This is a genomic window from Clostridium sp. CF012 (assembly GCF_018861755.1).
GTDB lineage: Bacteria > Bacillota > Clostridia > Clostridiales > Clostridiaceae > Clostridium_AD.
Genome location: NZ_JAHLEF010000017.1, coordinates 52,444 through 75,340, shown reverse-complemented (window position 1 = coordinate 75,340; position 22,897 = coordinate 52,444). Strand labels below are relative to the sequence as shown.

At 31.7% G+C, this 22,897-nt stretch carries 22 protein-coding genes and 1 other annotated feature; of the genes, 14 read left to right on the top strand and 8 right to left on the bottom strand.

Going from position 1 to position 22,897, the window contains the following annotated elements:
- The gene (locus KPL50_RS15480; protein ID WP_216299436.1) at nt 1-459 is read right to left on the bottom strand and encodes a MarR family winged helix-turn-helix transcriptional regulator; all 459 of its coding nucleotides are present in this window, start codon (nt 457-459) and stop codon (nt 1-3) included.
- Between the two features lie 298 nt (nt 460-757).
- Here KPL50_RS15480 and KPL50_RS15475 point away from each other — a divergent pair, with 298 nt between their 5' ends.
- The gene (locus KPL50_RS15475) at nt 758-1,618 is read left to right on the top strand and encodes a glucosaminidase domain-containing protein (protein WP_216299435.1); all 861 of its coding nucleotides are present in this window, start codon (nt 758-760) and stop codon (nt 1,616-1,618) included.
- 109 nt (nt 1,619-1,727) lie between these two features.
- Here the strand turns inward: KPL50_RS15475 and KPL50_RS15470 are convergent, their stop codons facing one another.
- Both KPL50_RS15470 and KPL50_RS15465 read right to left on the bottom strand, forming a co-directional pair.
- Nucleotides 1,728-1,943: a hypothetical protein gene (locus tag KPL50_RS15470; protein WP_216299434.1), complete on the bottom strand. Its 216-nt coding sequence runs from the start codon at nt 1,941-1,943 to the stop codon at nt 1,728-1,730.
- 153 nt (nt 1,944-2,096) lie between these two features.
- A complete protein-coding gene (locus tag KPL50_RS15465) occupies nt 2,097-2,936 on the bottom strand; it encodes a pirin family protein (RefSeq protein ID WP_216299433.1) in 840 nt (279 codons plus the stop codon).
- Between the two features lie 301 nt (nt 2,937-3,237).
- On the opposite strand from KPL50_RS15465, the gene hutG reads away from it, so the two are divergent.
- Nucleotides 3,238-4,251 carry a formimidoylglutamase gene (hutG, locus tag KPL50_RS15460; RefSeq protein ID WP_216299432.1) on the top strand — a complete coding sequence of 338 codons (1,014 nt, stop codon included), beginning with the start codon at nt 3,238-3,240 and terminating at the stop codon, nt 4,249-4,251.
- A 100-nt stretch (nt 4,252-4,351) separates the two neighbouring features.
- Here the strand turns inward: hutG and KPL50_RS15455 are convergent, their stop codons facing one another.
- Complete coding sequence (locus KPL50_RS15455) at nt 4,352-5,221, bottom strand: LysR family transcriptional regulator (protein WP_216299431.1); 870 nt, start codon at nt 5,219-5,221, stop codon at nt 4,352-4,354.
- A 132-nt stretch (nt 5,222-5,353) separates the two neighbouring features.
- Between KPL50_RS15455 and KPL50_RS15450 the strand changes: the two genes are divergently transcribed.
- On the top strand, nt 5,354-6,295 hold the full coding sequence (locus KPL50_RS15450) for a 4Fe-4S binding protein (RefSeq protein ID WP_216299430.1): 942 nt from the start codon (nt 5,354-5,356) through the stop codon (nt 6,293-6,295).
- Nucleotides 6,296-6,377: 82 nt separating this feature from the next.
- Here KPL50_RS15450 and KPL50_RS15445 read toward each other — a convergent pair whose 3' ends face one another.
- Nucleotides 6,378-6,797 (bottom strand): VOC family protein, encoded by a 420-nt coding sequence (locus KPL50_RS15445; RefSeq protein ID WP_216299429.1) that lies wholly within the window; start codon nt 6,795-6,797, stop codon nt 6,378-6,380.
- A gap of 223 nt (nt 6,798-7,020) precedes the next feature.
- Nucleotides 7,021-7,260, top strand: a binding site (T-box leader).
- Nucleotides 7,261-7,332: 72 nt separating this feature from the next.
- On the opposite strand from KPL50_RS15445, the gene trpB reads away from it, so the two are divergent.
- The 8 genes from trpB (at nt 7,333) to KPL50_RS15405 (ending at nt 14,800) form a co-directional block, all read left to right on the top strand.
- On the top strand, nt 7,333-8,523 hold the full coding sequence (trpB, locus tag KPL50_RS15440; RefSeq protein ID WP_216299428.1) for a tryptophan synthase subunit beta: 1,191 nt from the start codon (nt 7,333-7,335) through the stop codon (nt 8,521-8,523).
- The gene (locus KPL50_RS15435; RefSeq protein ID WP_216299427.1) at nt 8,524-9,057 is read left to right on the top strand and encodes a DUF1697 domain-containing protein; all 534 of its coding nucleotides are present in this window, start codon (nt 8,524-8,526) and stop codon (nt 9,055-9,057) included.
- Nucleotides 9,058-9,197: 140 nt separating this feature from the next.
- Nucleotides 9,198-10,259, top strand: a complete 1,062-nt coding sequence (locus tag KPL50_RS15430; RefSeq protein WP_216299426.1) for a 4Fe-4S dicluster domain-containing protein — start codon at nt 9,198-9,200, stop codon at nt 10,257-10,259.
- Between the two features lie 175 nt (nt 10,260-10,434).
- Nucleotides 10,435-11,487, top strand: coding sequence for an aldose epimerase family protein (locus KPL50_RS15425; RefSeq protein ID WP_216299425.1), 1,053 nt, complete (start codon nt 10,435-10,437; stop codon nt 11,485-11,487).
- 148 nt (nt 11,488-11,635) lie between these two features.
- The gene (locus KPL50_RS15420; RefSeq protein WP_216299424.1) at nt 11,636-12,127 is read left to right on the top strand and encodes a MarR family transcriptional regulator; all 492 of its coding nucleotides are present in this window, start codon (nt 11,636-11,638) and stop codon (nt 12,125-12,127) included.
- An 83-nt stretch (nt 12,128-12,210) separates the two neighbouring features.
- On the top strand, nt 12,211-13,389 hold the full coding sequence (locus KPL50_RS15415) for an ArsA family ATPase (RefSeq protein ID WP_216299423.1): 1,179 nt from the start codon (nt 12,211-12,213) through the stop codon (nt 13,387-13,389).
- Nucleotides 13,390-13,614 carry a hypothetical protein gene (locus tag KPL50_RS15410; RefSeq protein ID WP_216299422.1) on the top strand — a complete coding sequence of 75 codons (225 nt, stop codon included), beginning with the start codon at nt 13,390-13,392 and terminating at the stop codon, nt 13,612-13,614.
- Nucleotides 13,615-13,633: 19 nt separating this feature from the next.
- Complete coding sequence (locus KPL50_RS15405) at nt 13,634-14,800, top strand: ArsA family ATPase (RefSeq protein WP_216299421.1); 1,167 nt, start codon at nt 13,634-13,636, stop codon at nt 14,798-14,800.
- 30 nt (nt 14,801-14,830) lie between these two features.
- On the opposite strand, the gene nfsA is transcribed toward KPL50_RS15405, so the two are convergent.
- Nucleotides 14,831-15,568, bottom strand: a complete 738-nt coding sequence (gene nfsA / locus KPL50_RS15400) for an oxygen-insensitive NADPH nitroreductase (protein WP_216299420.1) — start codon at nt 15,566-15,568, stop codon at nt 14,831-14,833.
- A 207-nt stretch (nt 15,569-15,775) separates the two neighbouring features.
- Between nfsA and KPL50_RS15395 the strand changes: the two genes are divergently transcribed.
- Nucleotides 15,776-16,966 carry a pyridoxal phosphate-dependent aminotransferase gene (locus KPL50_RS15395; RefSeq protein ID WP_216299419.1) on the top strand — a complete coding sequence of 397 codons (1,191 nt, stop codon included), beginning with the start codon at nt 15,776-15,778 and terminating at the stop codon, nt 16,964-16,966.
- A gap of 77 nt (nt 16,967-17,043) precedes the next feature.
- On the opposite strand, the gene lon is transcribed toward KPL50_RS15395, so the two are convergent.
- Together lon and KPL50_RS15385 are read right to left on the bottom strand one after the other, a co-directional pair.
- A complete protein-coding gene (gene lon / locus KPL50_RS15390) occupies nt 17,044-19,431 on the bottom strand; it encodes an endopeptidase La (protein ID WP_216299418.1) in 2,388 nt (795 codons plus the stop codon).
- Between the two features lie 127 nt (nt 19,432-19,558).
- A complete protein-coding gene (locus KPL50_RS15385; protein WP_216299417.1) occupies nt 19,559-20,122 on the bottom strand; it encodes a TetR/AcrR family transcriptional regulator in 564 nt (187 codons plus the stop codon).
- A 185-nt stretch (nt 20,123-20,307) separates the two neighbouring features.
- On the opposite strand from KPL50_RS15385, the gene KPL50_RS15380 reads away from it, so the two are divergent.
- The gene (locus KPL50_RS15380; protein ID WP_216299416.1) at nt 20,308-21,261 is read left to right on the top strand and encodes a TDT family transporter; all 954 of its coding nucleotides are present in this window, start codon (nt 20,308-20,310) and stop codon (nt 21,259-21,261) included.
- Nucleotides 21,262-21,482: 221 nt separating this feature from the next.
- Nucleotides 21,483-22,733 (top strand): DNA polymerase IV, encoded by a 1,251-nt coding sequence (locus KPL50_RS15375; RefSeq protein ID WP_216299415.1) that lies wholly within the window; start codon nt 21,483-21,485, stop codon nt 22,731-22,733.
- Nucleotides 22,734-22,897: the final 164 nt, after the last annotated feature.

Genomic DNA, 22,897 nt, shown 5'->3' with positions numbered 1-22,897 from the left:
CTAATGTGCTGCATCATCTGTAAAATAGTCATTTGTGGTGGTGGCATTTCCCCCCATTCGTTCTAATAGCACTAAGGCAGTTTCCTTTTCCTCTTCACTAAATCCTAAGAATAAAATATCTATCCAAGCCATCATTGCTTTTCTTACTCTAGGTTTTATTTTTAACGCTTTCTCAGTAAGGTAAACATTATATGCCCTCTTATCTTTTCTATCTACTATTCTAATGATATATTCATCATCCTCTAACTTTTTAATAGCCTTTGCTGTAGTACCTTTATCAATCTTAAGGTAATCTGATAATTCCTCCTGCCTTATTCCATCTTTCTTATATAATGCATTTAAAAATATATATTGACCTTTATTTATATTATACTGCTTAAGTTGCCTTCCCACATATTCATGGCCATGTCTGTGCAAAAGGGAAATCCACCTTGCTACAGAGTTTCTATTTTCATTCATTTACTTTTACCTCCAAAATTGGTTGCACTTCCTACTAATTTAATAATATAGCATAATAGTTCCCAATGCAACTATTATCAAATTATAAGATAGATTCATAAGCTGTTATAGCGTATATAGGAGAGATTATCATAGGGGATAATATGTTGTATAATTACTTTCTTGATTTTTATCAATATGGTATATAAGACATATTATATATAAATATACAATTTAAATTTCTGACTTTAAGATTGTATATTTATATAATTATTATTTGATTGATTTAAATATTAAAATATAAAAGGAGAAGCAATCCATGGATAAAGAAAAAATAATAAAACAGATTTTACCAGGAGCCTTGGTTACTTTTGAAAAATATGGCCTTTTTCCTTCGGTTACAATGGCGCAAGTTATATTAGAAACAGGCTGGCTTAAGGTTGTTAAGGGTAACAATATATTTGGTATTAAGTGGACAAAAGGTTGTGGATTTGAAGTTCAAGAAATTCTTACTAATGAATGGATTAATGGAGTTATAACTTCTGTGATGGCTAAATTTAGAAAATATAACTCAATAGAAGAGAGTATTTTAGATTATGGCAAGTTTTTAACAACTATTAGATATAGAGGCGTTTTAAATTCAGATGATTATCAGGAGGCTTGTGTAAATCTTTATAAATGTGGTTACTCTACAGATGTTAAATATGCATCTAAATTAATAAATCTTATAGAAGAAAACAAGTTGTATATTTATGACCCAAAAGGCAAAGGGAGTGCAAAAGTTCCGACGAAAGAAGAGATTATGATAATTCAAAGAAATTTTAATATACTAAAAATAAAAGATTCAAATAATAAAACATTAGTTGTGGATGGCATATATGGACCAGCAACTATAAGTGCAATAAAATCTTTTCAAAAAATATTAGGGCTTGTACAAGATGGTGTTTTAAACGAGAATATTGTAGCTAGTTTAAATGAAGTTATGAATAAGAGTCTATGTAGTATAAAAAGTAATACAAATAAAGCTACCATTAAATATATACAATGGAGACTTAACATTAGCGTGGATGGTATATTTGGAATCGAAACTTTATCAAAAATTAAAGAATTTCAAGCTAGAAATGGACTTGAAGCAGATGGTATTGTAGGAAAAAACACTTGGAGTGTATTTTTAAAATAAGGAAATAAAGTAAAATAACAAGCTAAGTATACTAAAATACTTAACTTGTTATTTTACTTTAGTCTATTTTATAAGTAATTGTGAGTCACAAGTAAAACTGATATTTATATTATTTATGTGATTTCATTTCGTATTCCGTCAAAAAATCCACCTGGGCATTTAAAATTTCATCTTCAGCTGAACAGCTTTGTTTGTAATACCAGTCTTTAACTGTTTTATCAATTTCAGCATCTGTACCTTGGGGTTTGAATGGGTACACCACAATAAGTTTTTTTGTTATTTTATCTCTTAATCCGATTTTTTCAACACTTGCAAAATTTTTCATACAATTTGCCTCCTTTTGATCAGTCAACACAGACTGTCTATATCTGCTTATTTGTTTTCTCTCACAATAAGATTGTTAATAATAAGTATATCACTAATAATGTACAAAAACTTCTTAAATTGCAAATATTTAAAACTGTGATTTTATGATTATTTACTTAACAAAGGTTCCATCATCAATATCCTTAAAGGCTTGTTTAAGTTCTTGCTGAGTGTTCATGACAATTGGACCACCCCATGCAATTGGCTCATTTAACTGGGCTCCCGAAAATAGAAGGAAACGAAGTCCTTTTTCTGATGCTTTAACTAATAACTCCTCACCATCATTAAAAAGCACTGCTCTTTTACTAGAAAGCAAACTCTCATCGGAATTATCAAACCATCCTTCACCTTCTACTATATAGATGAACAAGGTTGCATCCTTTATAGTTTCTAATTGCCAGGTTGCACCAGCTTTTATATCCACGTCTAAAAATATCATTTTTACATAGTCACCTTGCGAGGAACCTGTATTGCCCTTATAATGTCCAGAGATAACTCCTATTGTAGAACCATCTTCCTCAATTTTAGGCACCATATCTGCTCTTATATCCCGGTACTTTGGTGCTACCATTTTATCTTTGCGGGGTAGGTTAAGCCAAAGCTGAACGCCGAGCATTCGCTCCGAAGGCTTTGGCATTTCTTGGTGAAGGATTCCACCACCAGCAGTCATCCATTGGCAGCAACCATCTAAAATGTTTCCTTTGTTTCCTAAACTATCTTCATGCTCGATGTCTCCACTTATTAGGTAAGTAACTGTCTCAATTCCCCTATGTGGATGCCACGGAAAACCTTTTGTGTAATCAATTGAATCATAAGAGTCAAAAGCATCCAGCATTAAAAATGGATCAAATTCCACAACATCTGGGCGACTAATAACCCTGACAAGTTTCACGCCTGCTCCATCATATTGAGTAGTTCCAGTTACTACTTTACGTATTGTTCTAATTTGCATAATAGTCCTCCTCTTTTAATAATTCTGATATATACAATTTGCATAATTATAGCATACATCGGAGTGGGAATACTTACAATTATGTAAACTTAAGCTGGAAAGTGTTATATTAAATTTAATGTAAGATACTTAAAAATAATTTTATATAAAGGTTATTAATATAATTTGTAGAATAAAATATATGTATACAAAAACTAAGGTAACGATTAACCTCTTATAAGAGGCAGTAGTTATAAAGAAGAAAATTAAAATAGTTTGCGATTCTATTTTAATTATAAATACATACAAGGGGGTAAATAGAATGTTCGACAAAAATTATAAAAAAACAGATGATACAGTTTGGCAGGGACGAACTGATAGTGAAACCAATTATGATGCTTTTAGATGGCATCAATGTGTAAAGATAATAGATTTAAAAAGCGTTGATTTAGTTGCCTACACCGGAAAACTTGGTTTTGCTTTTATTGGCTTTTGTTGTGATGAAGGAGTAAGGCTTAACAGAGGAAGGACAGGGGCAGCAAAGGGTCCCCAAAGCATTAGAAGTGCATTAGGTAACCTTCCATGTAATTTTTCACAAGAGGTAGAACTTTTTGATGCAGGAGATATATTTTGCGAGGATTGCACGCTTTTGGAAAGCCAAGATATTTTAGCTAAAGCAGTAGAAAGGGTTTTAAGCCTTAATCTTTTCCCTATTGTTTTAGGAGGTGGCCATGAAGTTGCTTTTGGAAATTATATGGGTATATTAAATTACTTATCACAAAAGAGTAAGAAACCGAGTATTGGTATAGTAAATTTCGATGCTCATTTTGATTTGAGGCCATATACACAAGGAGCAAGTTCCGGAACAATGTTTAGACAAATAGCAGATATTTGTAGCAATAGAGATCTTCAATACGCTTATATGTGTATTGGAATTCAAAAGCACAGTAATACTATAGATCTTTTTAAAACTGCAGATAGGCTAGGAGCTAAATACATGCTTGCAAAGGATATTATAGATGGTGATGATTGTGAAGTGATAAACAAAATTGATGATTTCATAAAATTAAGAGATTATTTATATGTAACTATATGCTCTGATGTATTTTCTACAGCTTTTGCACCAGGGGTAAGTGCAGCACAGCCACTTGGACTAGATCCAGAACGTGTACTAAAGTACCTAAAATATATTTTAAAATCAAATAAAGTAGTGTGCTTTGATCTTGCTGAAGTTTCACCAAGATTTGACCAAGATGATATTACAGCAAACTTAGCAGCTATATTGATTTTTTCAGTTATTAATACACTATGTGAAATAAATGGTTTATCTATCTAAAGGAGGATTTTGGAACTGTGGCTACTTGTCCTTACAATTTTTTAATTTAAAAATTTATAAGGTGGCAAGTAGTGACTTCCACTTTTAAACACAGGACTTGCTAATAGGATTTTAAGATTTCAAGAAGTTTATTTAAATATTGGGATAGATACTTATTTTTGTGATATATAACACTGAAATTTCTTTTGAATTCAACATTATTTATTTTTACTATTTGCAATATACCTTGGGATATTTCATCTGTAACGAGTCTTTCTGAAATAACAGAAAGGCCATGTCCTGCTATTACTGCTTGCTTTATTGATTCTGAATTATTGCATACCCATTTTTCCTGTATAACAAATCCAGCATTTTTCATATAGCTTTCAAAAAGCTCTCTGGTACCACTTCCCTTTTCTCTCAAAATAAAAGGTTGGTTAGTAAGTTCAGATAAATCCACATTAGTTCTATTTGCAAAGGGATTAGTCTTATTGCATATAAGTACAAGTCGATCTTTAATAACAGGTAAGCATATTATATCCTTACTTTTTATTATGCCTTCAACAAGAGCAATATCCAATTCATTATTTAAAATTTTTGATTCTATTATGCTGGTATTATTAATGAAGACTTGAGTCTGTATATTTGGATATTTAAGATTAAAATCATTTATTATAGCACTCATTACACAGGCTCCTACTGTAATAGTTCCACCTATTTTTAATAGGACATTAGATGTGCTTTTAATATTTTCTTCCATTTCATCAAAAAGAGATACAATATGTCTTGCGTAACTTAAAAGTTGCGTTCCTTCTTCTGTTATATATAGTTTTTTTGAAAGTCTTTCAAAAAGTTTAATACCATATAAATTTTCAATTTGTGAAATAGCTTGGCTTACGGAGGGCTGTGAAATATATAGATTTTTAGCAGCTAAACTCATTTTACCGCAATCGGCTACTTCAATAAAAATTGTAAGGTGACGAATTGTCATATTAATCACTCCAATGTATAGGTAAATACCTATGAATATAATAATATTATAGTATTTTACAATAGTTTTTTCAAGTGATAAGATAAGCAAAGTTGGTTTTTAAAATAAGAAATAATGTCAGGGGGATAAATTGTGAGTAAAATTAGTGAAGCAGATGTAAAAAGAGTGAAGTCATTGGGGTTTTTAGCAAATAATGATAAAGTGCACTTTTCGGCTAGAATTATTACTGAAAATGGTGTTCTGACTTCAAGACAACTTAAAAATATTAGTGAAGTTTCTGAAAGATTTGGAAATGGGAAAGTTTCATTTACTGTAAGACTTACTCTAGAATTACCTGGAATTAAGTATGAAAATATCGAAGCGGTAAGAAATTATATAGCTAAAGAAGGAATGCTAACTGGAGGTACAGGGGCAAATGTCAGGCCTATAGTATCTTGTAAAGGAACAGTATGTAAATTTGGACTTTTTGATACCCAAGCCATGGCTAAAGAAATTCATGTGAATTTCTATGAAAAATATAATGATGTAGTTCTTCCTCATAAATTTAAAATAGCAGTAGGGGGATGCCCTAATAATTGTGTTAAGCCTGAATTAAATGATCTTGGTATTGTAGGACAAAGGATACCTAATTATAATTTAGGTAGATGCAAGAAATGTAAAAAATGCACAATTGAAAGCACATGTCCTATGGGAGCAGCTAAATTTACAGATGGAACACTTATAATTGACAAAGAAATTTGTAATAATTGTGGACGCTGTATAGAAAAATGTTATTTTGGTGCAATGGAAATAGGTATGCAAGGTTATAAAATATATATTGGTGGTAGATGGGGAAAATCAATTCGTCACGGATCTCTTATTAGTAAAATCTTCACCAAAGAAGAGATTATGGATATTATTTTAAAAGCAATTTTATTTTTCAAAGAAAATGCTTTTAAAGGGGAACGTTTTGGGAGTGTTATTGATAGAGTGGGATTTGAGTATGTTGAAGGAAGAATACTAAGCGATGAAATTTTAAAAAAGAAAGATGAAATATTAAAGGCACCCTTAAATATTAAAGGTGAAAAGGCATGATAGATAAGAAAAATGTGTTATAGGAATTTAAAAGCCAGAAATTTCTAATTCAAAAGGATTAGAAGTTTCTGGCTTTATTGCGTCAATTTTTATCTTCGATGTCTATGTTTTTATCCATGTAAATTATCTCCCAGAGGTGACCATCTAGATCTTGAAAACTCCATCCATACATAAAACCTTGATCATTAGGTTTATTGGAGGTTTTTCCACCGGCAGCCAGAGCTTTATTTACAATCTGATCTACTTTTTCCTTACTATCAACAGATAATGCTACAATAACTTCTGTGTTTTTTTTGGCGTCACATAGTTCTTTTTTTGTAAAGGTTTTAAAAAATCTTTCAATCAATAACATGACAAATATGTTTTCAGAAACATTCATACAAGTAGCATTTTTATCGGTAAATTGGGGATTGAATGTAAAACCAAGTTTAGTAAAAAAATCTATGGATTTGGTAAGATTTTTAACCGGTAAGTTAACAAATATTTTTGTATTGTTATTCATAAACTCATCACCTTTCTTTTTTACTTTTGAATAAAAACTAAAAGTTGTAAGAAAAAAGCTCTATTTTATTTTGCTAGGATAATATTAGCTCAATAACAATTATTATTGAGCAATTATAGCATATTTAACCTTATTTTAAAAGATATAGATTATAAAAATATTTTTAATATTCCGTAAATTTTATTGACAATTTTAAAGATTGGCAATAGAATAGTATAAAGTATATAAATCGATGAATAAGAAGAGTAAATATGTTTGAGAATTACAGCGAAACAGGGATAGTGTGAGCCTGATATTTTAGAGCATTTTGAATGGACTTATGAGAGGGAACCGAAATAATAGTAGGGGACACGGATTCCACCGTTATATGGATATGATATCGGATTTATTCCTGTATCTGAGAGGTGCCTTTGTTTTTTTGAAGGTAATTTGAGGTGGTACCGCGAGATTATTCGCCCTCTATGTGTTTATAGCATATAGAGGGTTTTTTTCTGTTTAAAAACAATGTAAAATACAAATTAGAGGAGGATTTATTATGGAAAAGAGTACTGGTTATTTTGGACAATTTGGAGGAGCATTTGTTCCTGAAGAATTACAATTGGTTTTAAAAGATGTTGAAGAGGCGTTTTACAAATGTATAGTGGATGAAGATTTTTTAAAGGAGCTTGCCTATTATCAAAAACAATATATAGGAAGAGAGAATCCATTATATTATGCAGAAAAATTAAGCAAGAAACTTGATGGAGCAAAAATATATCTTAAAAGAGAAGATTTAAACCATACTGGGTCACATAAAATAAACAACGCTATAGGTCAAGCACTATTAGCAAAGAAAATGGGTAAAAAGCGTATAATAGCAGAAACGGGAGCAGGTCAGCACGGTGTTGCAACAGCTACAGTTTGTGCACTATTTGGAATGGATTGTACCATATACATGGGAGAGGTTGATACAAAAAGGCAGGCTCTAAACGTTTTTAGAATGGAACTTTTAGGGGCAAAGGTTGTAACTGTAAAAACAGGAACGGCAACATTAAAGGATGCAGTTGATGAAGCCTTAAATGATTTTGTAGAAAATGCAAAGGATACCTACTACCTTTTAGGCTCAGCAGTGGGTCCTCATCCATACCCTACCATGGTTAGAGAGTTTCAAAGTATAATAGGTATTGAAGCAAGAAGACAAATTATTAATGCTGAGGGTAAACTTCCAGATTACTTGGTAGCATGTGTAGGCGGTGGTAGCAATGCCATGGGCTTATTCCACCCATTTTTTAATGATAAAGATGTGATAATGATTGGAGTTGAACCAGCAGGAAAGGGTCTTGATACTGATGAGCATGCTGCTTCACTTACAAAAGGCAGTGTAGGTATTATTCATGGCTTTAAATGCTACAACATTCAAGATGAAAATGGAGAGCCACTTCCAGTTTATTCAGTAGCTGCAGGCCTTGACTATCCTGGTGTAGGGCCGGAGCACTGTTATTATAAAGATACAGGACGTGCTGAATATGTATCTGTAACAGATAAGGAATCAATTATAGCTTTACTAGAGCTTTCAAGAATTGAAGGCATAATTCCTGCCATTGAAAGCGCACACGCAATTGCATATGGTATAAAGCTTGCAGCGTCACTTTCAAAGGATAAAGTTATAATAATAAATCTTTCAGGAAGAGGCGACAAGGATGTTGCGCATGTAAAAGAAATGCTTGAGGAGGGGATCTTAGCATAGATGAGATATATTGCGTTTTTAAGAGGAATTAATGTTGGTGGACAAAAGAAGATAAAAATGTTAGATTTGAAAGTCATGTTTGAGGCACTGAACTTTATAAATGTGAAAACTTACATTCAAAGTGGGAATGTTAGCTTTGACTATGGAACTACAGATACCATAGAACTTTCTAATGTAATTGAGAAAAAAATTAGTGAAACCTTTGGATTTCTGGTAAAAGCAATTATTCGTACAGAGGATGAACTTAGAAATATAGTTAATAATAATCCTTTTACAAAACAAGAGAATATAGAGCTTGATAAGGTATATATTACCCTTATGGTAGATATACCACAGCCAAGCACAGTATCGCTTTTAGATATGAAAAAAGAAGAAAATGAGAAATTCATAATAATTTCAAGCGAAATCTATGTATATTGCCCAAATGGCTATGGAAGAACAAAATTAAATAATAACATGTTTGAGAAAAAATTAAAGACTGATGCTACAACTAGAGGTTTAAAAACTCTAAACAATATTTTAGGGAATATGTAGTATGAATCATAATTAAAGAGGAATATATCACAGAGAACCATGCCTATATGACTTATGCACCTTACTTAGCTGGAAAAGTTGAGTAATATTTGTGGGGTATTAGATGAAGTTATTTATAAAAAACATAAAAGGAGAAGTTTATGAAAAAGTTCGATGAAAGAAATACAATGTTTGCTAGAATGAATTATAGTGAAGGCAGCGAAATTTATAATGATTATTATAGTAGAAATCCTGATTTAAAGGAAGGTGATGATTCATTAAGAAGTTTACCAAGTATGGGTGGACAAGGTTCGGTGATGTTTAATGACATAAATTCACCTATGGTAGATGCTTCCTTTAAATATTTATATGATATAAGAAAATTCAGCGAAGGTGAGGTAGCACAAAATAAAGTTGAGGTAGACCCAGCTGTTATGACAGAAAGAATCAAAGGGTTGGCTAAGTTTTATAATGCGAAATTAGTTGGTATAACTGAAATGAAAGATTATCATTATTATACTCATAGGGGAAGACATGAAGAAAATTATGGTGAAGAAATTAATAAAAAACATAAATATGGAATTGTGTTTGCAGTAGCTATGGATAAGGAAATGATTATGAGAGCTCCAAAGCTTCCAGAATCAATAGCTGTTACAAAAGGATATGTAGAGTCAGCAACTATAGGAATGATTCTTTCCTATTATATTAGGGAGCTTGGGTATGATGCTAGAAATCATATGGATGGAAACTATTTAGTAATAGCACCACTGGTAGCAAGAGATGCAGGCTTAGGTGACTTTGGAAGAAATGGTCTACTTATAACTAAAGAATATGGAGCTTGTGTTAGGATTTGCGTAGTAACCACAGATTTGCCTCTTATACCAGATGTAGGCGAAGATTTTGGCGTTAAAGAATTCTGCTTAGAGTGTGGAAGATGTGCAAAGACATGCCCAGGAAAAGCAATACCTAAGAGCGAAATGGCAGAAGATGAAGGTATATTAAGATGGAAGATAAATGCTGAGGAGTGTTATAGAAGATGGCGGAGTTTAGGGACAGATTGTGGTATATGTCTAGCTAATTGCCCATTTACCTATGGTATATCAAAAGATTTGATTTCTAAGATTAAAACGTCCTCAGAAACTAGGGAAAGTATTTTAAGAGCATTTGAAGAAAAGTACGGTATAAGACCAATTATAAGAGAAGAACCTGAATGGTTGAAATAAATAAAAAAATCAATCCTGGTAGCATATTATCCAGTAAGGACAATATTTCTAAAACTTAGGATTATATAAAGTTAATTTCCTATTGGATACAAAAAAATGTATAATTAAATTAAGAGGTTGGTGAATTTACTATAATTTCATCACCTCTGATTTTTTAAGGAGGGGATATTTAATTATGAGTATAAAAAGAGATTTTGGAATTGTAGATGGAAAGTCAGTATATCTATTCACTATTAAGAACTCCAAGGGTATGATAGCAGAAATCACGAGTTATGGAGCGACTTTAGTATCTTTAGTGGTTCAAGACAGTAAAGGTGAGTTTGATGATGTAGTTTTAGGTTATGATAAATTTGAGGATTATAGAAAATATAAAAATTTTTTTGGAGCAACAGTAGGGCGAGTAGCTAACAGAATAGAAAATTCAAGTTTTAAAATTAATGGAGTCCAGTATAAAGTAGCTAAAAATGAAGGTGAAAATCATTTACATGGTGGAATAGTAGGTTTTGATAAGGTAGTTTGGGAGGAAGAAGTGCAGGTGGAAGAATCCAATGGAAGTATTGAATTCTCGTACCTAAGTAAAGATGGGGAGGAAGGGTATCCAGGAAATCTTAAATTAAGAGTTAAATATACGATTACGGAAGACAATGAACTGAAAATAGAGTATTTTGCTATTTCTGATATGGATACTATAGTAAATCTTACTAATCACTCTTACTTTAATCTATCAGGACAAGGCTCAGGAGATGTTTTAAAGCATAAGATTATGATTAATTCTGATAAGTTTACAGTAAATGATAAATACTCTATTCCCACTGGTGAAATAGCCGAGGTAAATAATACACCAATGGATTTTAGAGTGCTTACCTATATTGGAGAAAATATTTGTAGTGACTATGAGCAAATTGCACTTGGAAGTGGTTACGATCATAACTGGATAATTAATAGTAGTGGTAATAAACTAAGCAAGGCAGCTGAAGTTTACGATGAAAAAAGTGGACGTATTATGGAAGTTTACACAACTAAACCTGGAGTACAGTTTTATACTGCAAATTTTCTAACAGGCTTGGAACCAGGAAAGGGTGGAACCACTTACAGTAAAAGAAGTGGATTATGTCTTGAAACACAATATTTTCCTAATGCTGTAAACCATAATTCGTTTCCTTCACCAATACTTAAAGCAAACCAGAAATATGAGCATAGTACTATATATAAATTTTCTACTAAGTAAGAAAAATTTATATATATGCTAAGGTACATTTAGATAAGTAGGGTAAAATAGAAGCATCACTTCCAAAATATAAAATTTTATTGACAATGAAATACTTCGGTGATAGAATTAAAATATAGTTCGTAACAAGAACTATTATGGAGGATTTATGGATATAAACAAAATAGAGAAAATTATTTTTAATCATATTGATGAGTTTAAGGTTTTGTTTTTTCCAGAGCAGTGGAGTGATATATTTTTAGATTTCTCTAAGAATGAAATATTAGCACTATTATTCTTATACAGAAAAAAGAATGCTAATATGACGGAAATTGCAGAATATATAATAGCGCCATTAAATACTGCCACAGGGGTTATTGCTAGATTAGAAAAAAAACTAATGGTAGAAAGAATAAGAAGTACTGAGGATAGAAGGATAGTTTTAATAACCCTTACAGAGGTTGCGAGCACAGTTATTGAGAAGGAAAAGGATATGATTACGAAATATCTTATTAAGATATACGGAAAACTTACCCAGGAGGAAATTACTTCAGCCTTAAGCATCTATAATAAAGTACTTGGGGTTTTTAAGGAAGGTGCAAGCCCAGTTAAAGAAGAAGGGACTCCTGTTAAAAAACTAAGAAAAATAATTATTGAATAGCGTAGTGTACCTGCGTTATTTTTAAAAGAGATACTTCGACAAAAGAACTATTCATTTAAGGAATTAAAATTAGGAGGGATAATATGAAAAGAATTATTATTTTTACTGGAAAAGGTGGAGTGGGCAAAACAAGTACTGCAGCAGCTCATGCTCTAAAGGCTTCATTGGAGGGCATAAACACATTAATTGTTAGTACAGATATGGCACATAATTTAAGTGATATCTTTATGCAGGATATAAAAAATGAGCCTACAGAAATTGGGGATAAATTATGGGGACTGGAAATTGATCCTAATTACGAAATGGAGAATTATTACGGAAGCATTCAAGCTGCTTTTAAAAAAATGATGGTTTTTAAAGATGAAAAGGGAATAGAAAATTTTGAGGATATTGTTGTGTTTCCAGGAATGGAAGAGCTATTTTGTCTTTTAAAAATTAAAGATTTGCATGATAAAGGTATATATGACCTAATAATTGTGGACAGTGCACCAACAGGAGAAACAATATCCCTTCTAAAATTTCCAGAGCTTATGAGTTGGTATATGGAAAAATTGTTCCCTATTGGAAAGGTTGCAATGAAAGTGCTTAGACCTATCTCTAAAATAGCTTTTAAAATAGAGTTGCCGGATAACCAAGCTATGAATGATATTGAAAAGCTTTTTATACTGCTTTCAGAGCTTCAAACCTTATTAAAAAATAGAGAGATTTGTAGTATAAGACTTGTTACAATTCCTGAAAAAATGGTCATTGAAGAGACAAAGAGGAACTACATGTATTTAAATCTTTATAATTTTAATGTAGATGCTATATATATTAATAGGATAATACCAGAAGATATAGGTAATAGCTTTTTTGATGAGTGGAAATGTATTCAAAAAAAATACATGGAAGAAATAGATTCAGTATTTTTGAACCTGCCTAGGTTTAAAATTAAATGGTATGAGGTAGATATTAACGGAACTTACGGACTAGAAAGAATAGCTAAGGATTCTCTGAATGTTAAAGATATATTAAAGGTTCAAAAAATAACCTTTAATGAGAAATTTGAAAAGGTAGAAGAGGGTTATAAGCTTCAAGTATATGTGCCCTTTGGAGACAAAAAAGACTTAGAGGTATATGAAACTGGCTGCGATATATCTATTAAAATAGGGAATTTTAAGCGGAATATTCCTTGCCCAAATTCACTGAGAAAGTACACAATAAGTAAAGCCAGTTTTAATGAGGATTATTTATCTATATATTTTGAAGAGAAGGTGGATTAAATGAATAGAGAAATAATTAAAAAATTAATAAAAATCGAAAAGCTTAAATATGAAATTATAAAAGATATTTTGCCGGAAAAAGCATTGAATAGACTAAATAAATTTGAGAAAGGTGCAGCTACGGTTATAAAGGATATTGCGTTGGAGCTTATGCAGGATTTGTCTGAAAAAGATGAAAAAGAGGCAAAGAATGAGATTAAAAAGGTTAAGGTGGATTTTCTATAATTGAATTGGAGGGATTAAAATGAGAATTATTTTATATACAGGAAAAGGTGGAGTGGGGAAAACTAGTGTTGCAGCAGCAACAGCTTGCCAAATTGCAAGGCGTGGAAAAAGGGTGCTCATAATGAGTACTGATCAAGCTCATAGTTTAGGTGATGCCTTCGGTGTAAAGCTATCTAATATTCCTACAAAAATTTCAGATAATTTAGAAGCTATAGAGGTGGACGCCCTTATTGAAAATGAAGCTATTTGGGGAAATATTAAGGGCTATATAGAAAAATTGATGATATTAAAAAGCGAAAAAACCATTGAGGTTGAAGAATTACTAGTATTTCCAGGTTTTGAAGATTTAATTTCCTTACTTAAAATCAAACAGATTAATGATGAAAACAATTATGAGGTGCTAATAGTTGATTGTGCTCCTACTGGGGAAACTATGTCACTTTTAAAGTTTCCAGAGCTTTTTAAATGGTGGATGGATAAAATTTTTCCTATGAAAAGAAAGGCTGCTAAAATTGTAAAGCCAATAATTGATCGTACAATAAAGATTCCACTTCCTGATGATAAAACTTTTGATGAAATTGAAATCCTTTATAACAAAATTGATGAACTCCATAAGTTAATGCTAGAAAAGGATAAGGTAAGCCTTAGAATAGTTACTACTCCAGAAAAGATTGTTGTTAAAGAAGCAAAAAGGAATTTTTCTTATTTGCATCTCTATGATTTTAATGTAGACGCAATAATTGTTAATAAAATAATTTCAGAGGAGGGTGGGAAAGGCTATTTCGAAAAGTGGATGAAGCTTCAAAGTGAAAATATTAATGATATAAGTGAAAGCTTTAGCCCTGTACCAATCTTTAAAGCTGAGCTAATGCATAGCGAGGTTAGAAATTATGAATCTTTACTTAATATGGGGGAGAGCATATTTAAAGAGGTTTCTCCGGAGATAGTGCTATTTAAGGATAAAATTTTTGAGGTTGAAAAATCAAGTAGGGATGAAAGTTATTATTTAAATATAAATATGCCTTTTGTTGATAAAAGTGAATTAAATTTACTTCAAAGGGGTGATGAAATTAGTATTTCTATTAAGAATGAAAAACGAAATTTTGTACTTCCGCAAAAATTACATTCAAAAAAAATTGTTAAAGCAAGTTATGAGGATGGAAAGTTAAGGATACAGTTATTATAATAGGCACTCCATATAAAGAGTGCCCAATACTTATTTCATTTTAAAGCCTTGTTTGTCCAAAAAATCTTTCATATGCGGCCTTTGTGGTTTATCCATTAGATTAGATACTTGAGTTGTCCATGTATCTGATCTTTTTCCCTTAGTTCTGCTTTTATAATAAGCACTAACTTCTGCATCGTATTCTTCTATTTTTTTAGCATCGCCATCTATATTGTACTCATCAGTTTTAAATATTACGTCTAGAGGTAACCTTGCTTTTATGTCTGGGGAATGATTTGGATATCCAAGGCACATTCCAAACACAGGGTATACGCCGGAAGGTAGGTTCAAAAGCTTACACATTTCTGATGGATTATTTCTTATACCACCTATATAAACTCCACCTAGTCCCAGTGATTCTGCAGCAATTAAAGCATTTTGAGCAGCAAGAGCAGCATCCACAGTTGCTAAAATAAAGGTTTCTGTATACCCCTCTGCCATAGTTTTATGATTAAGTTCACAGGAGATTTTGGTGCGGTTTAAATCAGCACAGAAAACTAAAAATAATGGGCACTCTTCCACATAAGTTTGATCGCCTGCAAGATGTGCTATATCTTTTCGTTTAGATTTATCCACTACACTTATAATGGTGTAGGCTTGAATAAAACTAGAAGTAGGGGCACTTTGTGCACATTCAATAATGGTTTTTATCTTTTCATCCTCTACCGGCTGATTTTTATATTTTCTTATGGATTTATGAGCTTTTAATAAATTTATAGTTTCATTCATATATTCTACCACCTTAATTTGTATTTGTAGTATTTCTTTATGTCAATAATATAACACAAATTAATGAAAATAAGATGAACATTATCCTTTTAAATTAACGTTTTTTTAGAATCTTCAAACAACTTAACATTTCTATGATATACTTGATTATAGAATTAAGTACAAAATTAACTATGTTTACCAAAAACATAAAAGGAGAGACTTAAAATGATATCTAATAAGATGAAAAATTTAGTTGCTAATAGCTCTATAATAAGAGCTATGTTTGAGGAAGGTAAAAGATTATCTGCAATTTATGGAGAAGAAAATGTATTCGATTACAGTTTGGGTAATCCAAATGTTGAACCACCTGAAAACATTAAAAATGAAATCAATAAAATATTAAATGAAACTCCCTCTAAACTTGTACATGGCTATATGAATAATTCTGGATATGAAGATGTAAGAACTAAAATAGCACAGTTTATAAATAAGGAACATAACATAGATATTAATTCTAGTAACATAGTTATGACCTGTGGAGCAGCTGGAGGATTAAATATCTTACTTAAAACATTACTAAACCCTGAGGATGAAGTTATTGTTTTTGCACCATTTTTTGGTGAATACAGAAACTATGTAAATAATTTTGATGGTAAACTTGTAGTAGTTTCTACGGATATTAATACCTTTGAACCTGATATGAAAGTATTAAAAGACAAAATAAATAACAAAACAAAAGCAATTATTATGAACTCTCCCAATAATCCCACAGGTACCGTTTATTCAGAAAAAGTTATACAAGACTTAGCAAAATTACTCCGTGAAAAAGAGGAAGAGTTAGGGACAAGCATATATCTAATATCTGATGAACCGTATAGAGAAATAGTTTATGACAATGCTTTTGTTCCATATATTTTAAAATACTATAAAAATTCATTTATTGGATATTCATATAGTAAATCCTTATCACTTCCAGGGGAGAGAATAGGGTATGTAGTTGCCAATACTAATATGGATTCCTTTGAAGATATAATGGCATCCTTAAATGTGGCTAATAGAATTTTAGGCTTTGTAAATGCACCATCACTATTCCAGAGGGTTATTGCAAATTGTCTGGAGACTAAAGTTGATGTGGGCATATATAAGTTAAATAGAGATACTTTGTACAACCATCTTACAAAAATAGGTTTTAAATGTGTAAAACCACAAGGGGCATTTTATTTATTTATTAAAACACCAATAGCAGATGATAAAAAGTTCTGTGAGGAGGCAAAACAATTTAATTTATTACTAGTACCGGGGTCAGCATTTGAATGCCCAGGACATGTAAGACTAGCCTACTGTATCTCTCACGAAAAAATACAAAATTCACTAGCAGCTTTTGATAAATTAGCTGAGTTATACGCAATTAAATAATACTTTGAACAATTTAGATTAAAAAATTAAAGGAAGCCACTTAGGGCCTCCTTTAATTTTTCTTGTTATATATAATACTACATTTGATTTGAATTAAAAGTTCCACCAGTAGATATATTAGGATTAAATACATGTTCTACTCTAGGTAAAGATATTCCTAAAGTTTCGCGTAGTACATCTTCTACAGTTTCTACTGTCTTAATAGTCAATTGATTTTTAATTTCTTCAGGCACATCCTTTAGGTCAATTAAATTATCCTTTGGAATTAATATCTTTGTTATTCCAGCTCTTTGTGCTCCAAGTAACTTCTCTTTAAGTCCCCCAATTGGGAGTACGGCTCCTCTTAAAGTAATTTCTCCTGTCATTGCAAGTTTTGAATCCACTTTTATGCCTGTAACAAGGGAAGCAAGTGCAGTGAATAGCGTAATTCCAGCTGATGGACCATCTTTAGGAGTAGACCCTGATGGAACATGAATATGAAGATCTCTTTCCTTAAAGTTTATAGTATTGATTGGTAACCTTGACTTAAGGAGACTTAAAGAAATCTTTGCAGATTCTTTCATTACATCTCCTAGTTGACCAGTTAAGGTAACTTGTCCAGTTCCTAGCATGTCGGTAGCTTCAATGAAAAGTATTTCTCCACCTACAGCTGTCCAAGCGAGGCCTGTAACAACTCCTGGTGGGTTATCCACTTGAGCCTTATCATGGCTTGAAACTTTTCTTCCAAGTAAATCATCTAGTGCATCTACAGTAACTTTAAATGGTAATTCTACAGTATTTGTCACAATCTTTTCTGAGGTAACTCGAGCTAGTGTAGCTAGCTGCTTTTTAAGTCCGCGAACCCCAGCTTCTAGAGTATACTCACTAATTATTTTCTGTAGTGCTTCATCTTCAATAACTAACTGGTCATTACTTAATCCATGTTCTTCAAGTATTTCCGGTATTAAGTGATTTTTACCTATATGGAATTTTTCATTCATAGTATAACTAGATATTTGAATTATCTCCATTCTATCTAGTAATGGCCTAGGAATATTGTCTAGGGAGTTAGCTGTTGCTACAAAGAATACCTCAGACAAATCATAAGGTAAATCCAAATAATGATCAGTAAAACTATTGTTTTGCTCTGGATCTAGTACCTCAAGCAATGCACTGGCTGGATCTCCGTTGTAACCAGACATTAGTTTGTCCACCTCATCTAAAACCATAACTGGGTTTATCTCTCCCGCCTTTTTAATACTTTGAAGAATTCTTCCAGGCATTGCGCCTATATAGGTTCTTCTATGGCCGCGAATTTCAGCTTCATCACGTATTCCACCTAAACTAAGGCGTATATACTTTCGATCAAGGGCCTGCGCAATACTTTTTCCTAAACTTGTCTTACCAGTACCAGGAGGTCCAACTAGTAATAAAATGGAACCTTTTTTATCATTTCTAAGCTTCATAACTGCTAAATGTTGTATTATTCTATCTTTAACTTTTTCAAGTCCATAATGCTGCGTATCTAATATACGTCTAGCTTCTCCTAGATTAATAGCTTTAGGCTGCGCCTTTTTCCAAGGAAGCTTTACTAATAGATCTAAATAGTTACGTATGATATTATATTCAGAACTATTTTCACTTTGGCTTTCTAGCTTTTCAAGTTCCTCTAAGGCAGCAGTTTTTATTTCATCTGGCATTTGAGCTTCTTGAATTCTATTAAAATAATCTTTGTCTTTTTTAGAACCTTCACTCTTTCCTTCATTTAATTCACTTTGTATAGCTTTCAATTGTTCGCGAAGCACTGATTCTCTATAATTTTTGTTAGCTTTTTCAGTAAATTTTTCTGCCATCTCAAATTGTAATTTTAGAGATTCTTTCTGTTTTAAGAGGTAATCCATAAACTTAAGGCTTCTCTCTTTTAAAGATTGAGTTTCAATTAACTCATACTTTTCTTCATTTGTAAGAGGCATAAATTGAGTAAGGTGACCTATGAGTTTATTTAAATCCTTTTGATCCTCTACTATTTTCATAAACTGATCTGAGCCCTTAAAATGCTCGCTAACCTCACGAGTGACTTTTTTTACATACTCAAGCATTTCTTCTTGGCTCTTTTCTGTAAGGTCAATAACATCTGGTGCGATCTCAAATTCTACACGAGTAAAACCATTCCCTATATTAAGCTCTTTAATTTCTACCCTATCTAACACTTTAATTTTTAATTGATAGCCTTTCTCTGTTTTTTCAATTCCATTTACATGAAAGGAAACTCCAACTTTATGAAAATCCTCTTGCTTTAACTGACTTTGATTAAAGTTTTGCTTTAAAGGTAATGCAATACTAAATTGTTCCTTCTTCGCTAAATTTTCCAGTTCCTCTTCGCTAATGTTATTCAATTTCAAAGTATAAGCCATTCCTGGTAATAAAACTATGTCTGCTACAGGTATTACCATCCCATCTTTATTTTTTTTATCTATATTCATCATTAAAATCATCCTTTCTTTAATAATATTCATAAGTGAATGTTCGTTTAACTATTTATTGTTTAATAGCGAGATATTTTGTAGCTATTACTTTAACAAAATTTTCTCGCTTTAATAATATAATTTATAGTTACAAAAGTAGAGCATCTTGAATTATTGTAATCATTTCCTCAAGGAGCTGCACCTGTTCAATTTCTCCAACACACTGTTTAGTAGCAATAGATTTAATTGGATAAAAAATTATAGCTATCAAATTATCATTTCTAAAATCTTTAATTATTTTATTATTTTTCATTTCTTCTAACAGTATGTTTAAGTCATTTATGTTCTTTTGTTCTGAACATTGACTAGAAAGGGCTGGGCAACTCGAAAATTGATCTACAAAATGAAATATTTCGCCATGTTCACGGATATAGGTGTAATAACCTCTAGTGAGCATTTCAAGGAGCTCATGGCCATCCATCTCCTTATAAAGCTTGCTAAGTAAATAATCTAAGATATCTTCAGAATACTCAAGATAGATATCTCGTAGCATTACTTCTTTATTTTCATAATAAATATAAACAGTAGCTGGGGAGACCCCTGCCTCTTTAGCAATCTTAGAAATAGAAGTACCATGAAAACCTTGTTCTAGTATTAGCTTAATCACTGCTTCTTTTATGCTCTTCTCTTTTCCGTCATCTTTTCTTCTCATTGGATCACCTCTAATAATTATATAATAAACGACCATTCGTTTATTGTCAATAGGATATTTTATTTTTTAATTGCTATTGGTATTTGTAATGAATAAAGGATAATCTATTGTGATTATCTATTGGACTTGCTATAAGGCTTCATATATAGTATATGTGATTATTTTTATTAAAGGGAGGCAATTAAATGAAAAATTTAATTAAAAAAATTCCAGTACCAATAGCGGGACTGATGCTAGCACTGGCTGCAACTGGCAATTTAGTATTGTCTTATGGTGGTATATACAGGAATATCTTTGGAGTTGTATCCGCATTAATATTATTGCTACTTATATTTAAGATATCTTTTGATACAAAAGCAGTAGTAGAATCTTTTAAAAACCCAGTTGTTGCCAGTGTAATACCTACTTTTACTATGGGCTTAATGATTTTGGCAACTTATATAAAACCCTATGATCCCTCAATATCCTTTGGAATTTGGTGTTTTGGCTTAGTACTGCACTGTTTTTTAATAATTTATTTTACAGCAAAGTTTATTTTTAATTTTGATATAAAAAAAGTTTTTCCAAGCTATTTTGTAGTTTATGTTGGTATTGTGGTAGCAAGTATGACAGCACCTACTTATAATTTAATTAGTCTTGGAAAAGGGGCTTTCTGGTTTGGGCTTACATCATATTTATGTCTGCTACCTATTGTGATTTATAGGACATTCGTTATTAAGGGAATTCCAGAGCCTGCACTACCAACTATTGCAATATTTACAGCTCCAGCTAGTTTATGTTTAGCTGGATATTTAGCCTGCTTTCCAGTAAAAAATAATCTTATACTAGGATTTTTAGGTGGTCTATCCCTTATAATGTTCCTAGGGGTGATTTCGTATTTACCAAAGCTATTGAAAATTAAATTTTACCCAAGTTATTCTGCACTCACTTTTCCAATGGTGATAAGCGCAGTTGCTATGAAGCAACTTAATGGATATCTAGTTAAAATTAAACAACCTATATATACATTAAAGTATTTAGTTGAATTTCAAGAGATGCTAGCCGTTTTAATTGTTATTTATGTTTTAGCAAGATACTTTAAATTTCTGTTTCTTGAGGATAAAATCGCAAAGATATCTCAAATAGATAAGAGTATATAAATATATAAAAAATGACTGTAGTTTGATTATAAATCTAACTACAGTCATTTTTTTTTACTTTAAATAGAAGCAATTCTACAGCGAACTCAAAAGGGGAGATTTATTGGGTTCTAAAATATTTTTCTAGAACGCTTATAATAGAAGGAAAAGTGTTATATAATAGCATTACAAGAACATATGTTCTTGTAATGAAATAGAATTAGTAAAGAGGGTGATATTATATGAGTGCATTAATTTTTCATATTGATGTTAACAGTGCTTATTTATCTTGGGAAGCTACTTATAGACTTCAACAAGGAGAGAAAATAGATTTAAGAGAAATAGCATCTGTAGTAGGCGGAGATGAGGAAAGTAGGCATGGCATTGTTTTAGCTAAATCAATACCCGCTAAAAAATTCAATATTCAAACAGGGGAAACACTATATAATGCTAGGGCAAAATGTCCCAATATAGTAATAGTGCCACCTAGGTATTGGCTATATATGAACTGTAGCGCGGCTATGAACCTTATATTTCAGGAATATACTCCGCAAATCCAAAGATTTAGTATCGATGAAAGCTTTCTAGACTTTTCTAACATGGAGCATTTATATCCAGACTATAGGTCGCTTGCTGAAACTATACAAGAGCGGATAAAACAGGAGCTCGGGTTTACCGTAAACATAGGAATATCAAATAATAAGCTTTTAGCAAAAGTAGCTTCGGATTTTAAGAAGCCAGACAGGATACACACTTTATTTCCTTGGGAAATAAAGAGAAAGATGTGGCCACTACCTGTTGAAGATTTGTTCATGGTAGGTAGAGCTACGGCACCCAAATTACACAATTTAAATATTAATACTATTGGAGACTTAGCAAATTATGATTTGAAAATTTTAAAGAATAAATTTAAAAGTCACGGACAGGTAATTTATAATTATGCTAATGGTATAGATAGGTCTGAGGTTAGAAAAAGTAATTACATTCAAATGAAAGGCATAGGTAATTCTACAACTATAGCTTTTGACGTGGAAGATAGTGATACAGCGCATAAAGTACTGTTATCCTTGTGTGAAACAGTAGCTATGAGGCTTAGAAATTCTCAGAACTGCTGCACTGTGGTTTCTGTGAGCGTAAGAGGGAGTGACTTAATCTCATATTCCCGTCAAAAGAAATTACAAATAGCGACGGACTCTACGCATAAAATATATGAGATATCCTGTTATCTATTTGATAATGTTTGGAAGGGAACCCCAATAAGGCACTTAGGAGTCCATATTACTGACTTTTGTGGTAATGATTTTTATCAGTGCTACATGCTTGATACCTTTGATTATGATAAAGATAGTAAGCTTAATAAAGCAGTGGATGAAATTAGGCTAAAGTATGGTGATAAAGCCATTGGCCGCTCTTGTTTTCTTCATTCTGGTCTAAGTGCTATGTGTGGAGGGATAGGGGAGGAGGATTATCCACTTATGAGTGCAATGTTATAAGGGTAGCAGTAAACTTATAACATTGCACTCATAATCTTTGGTTTCCACTAGAACAATAAAGTACTTTGAAATTACAAATAATGGTTATTGACAATCAACTGTTATTTATATACTATTGGGTTATAAGATTAAACCAATAAACATGTAGTGAAGATTATTAAAAT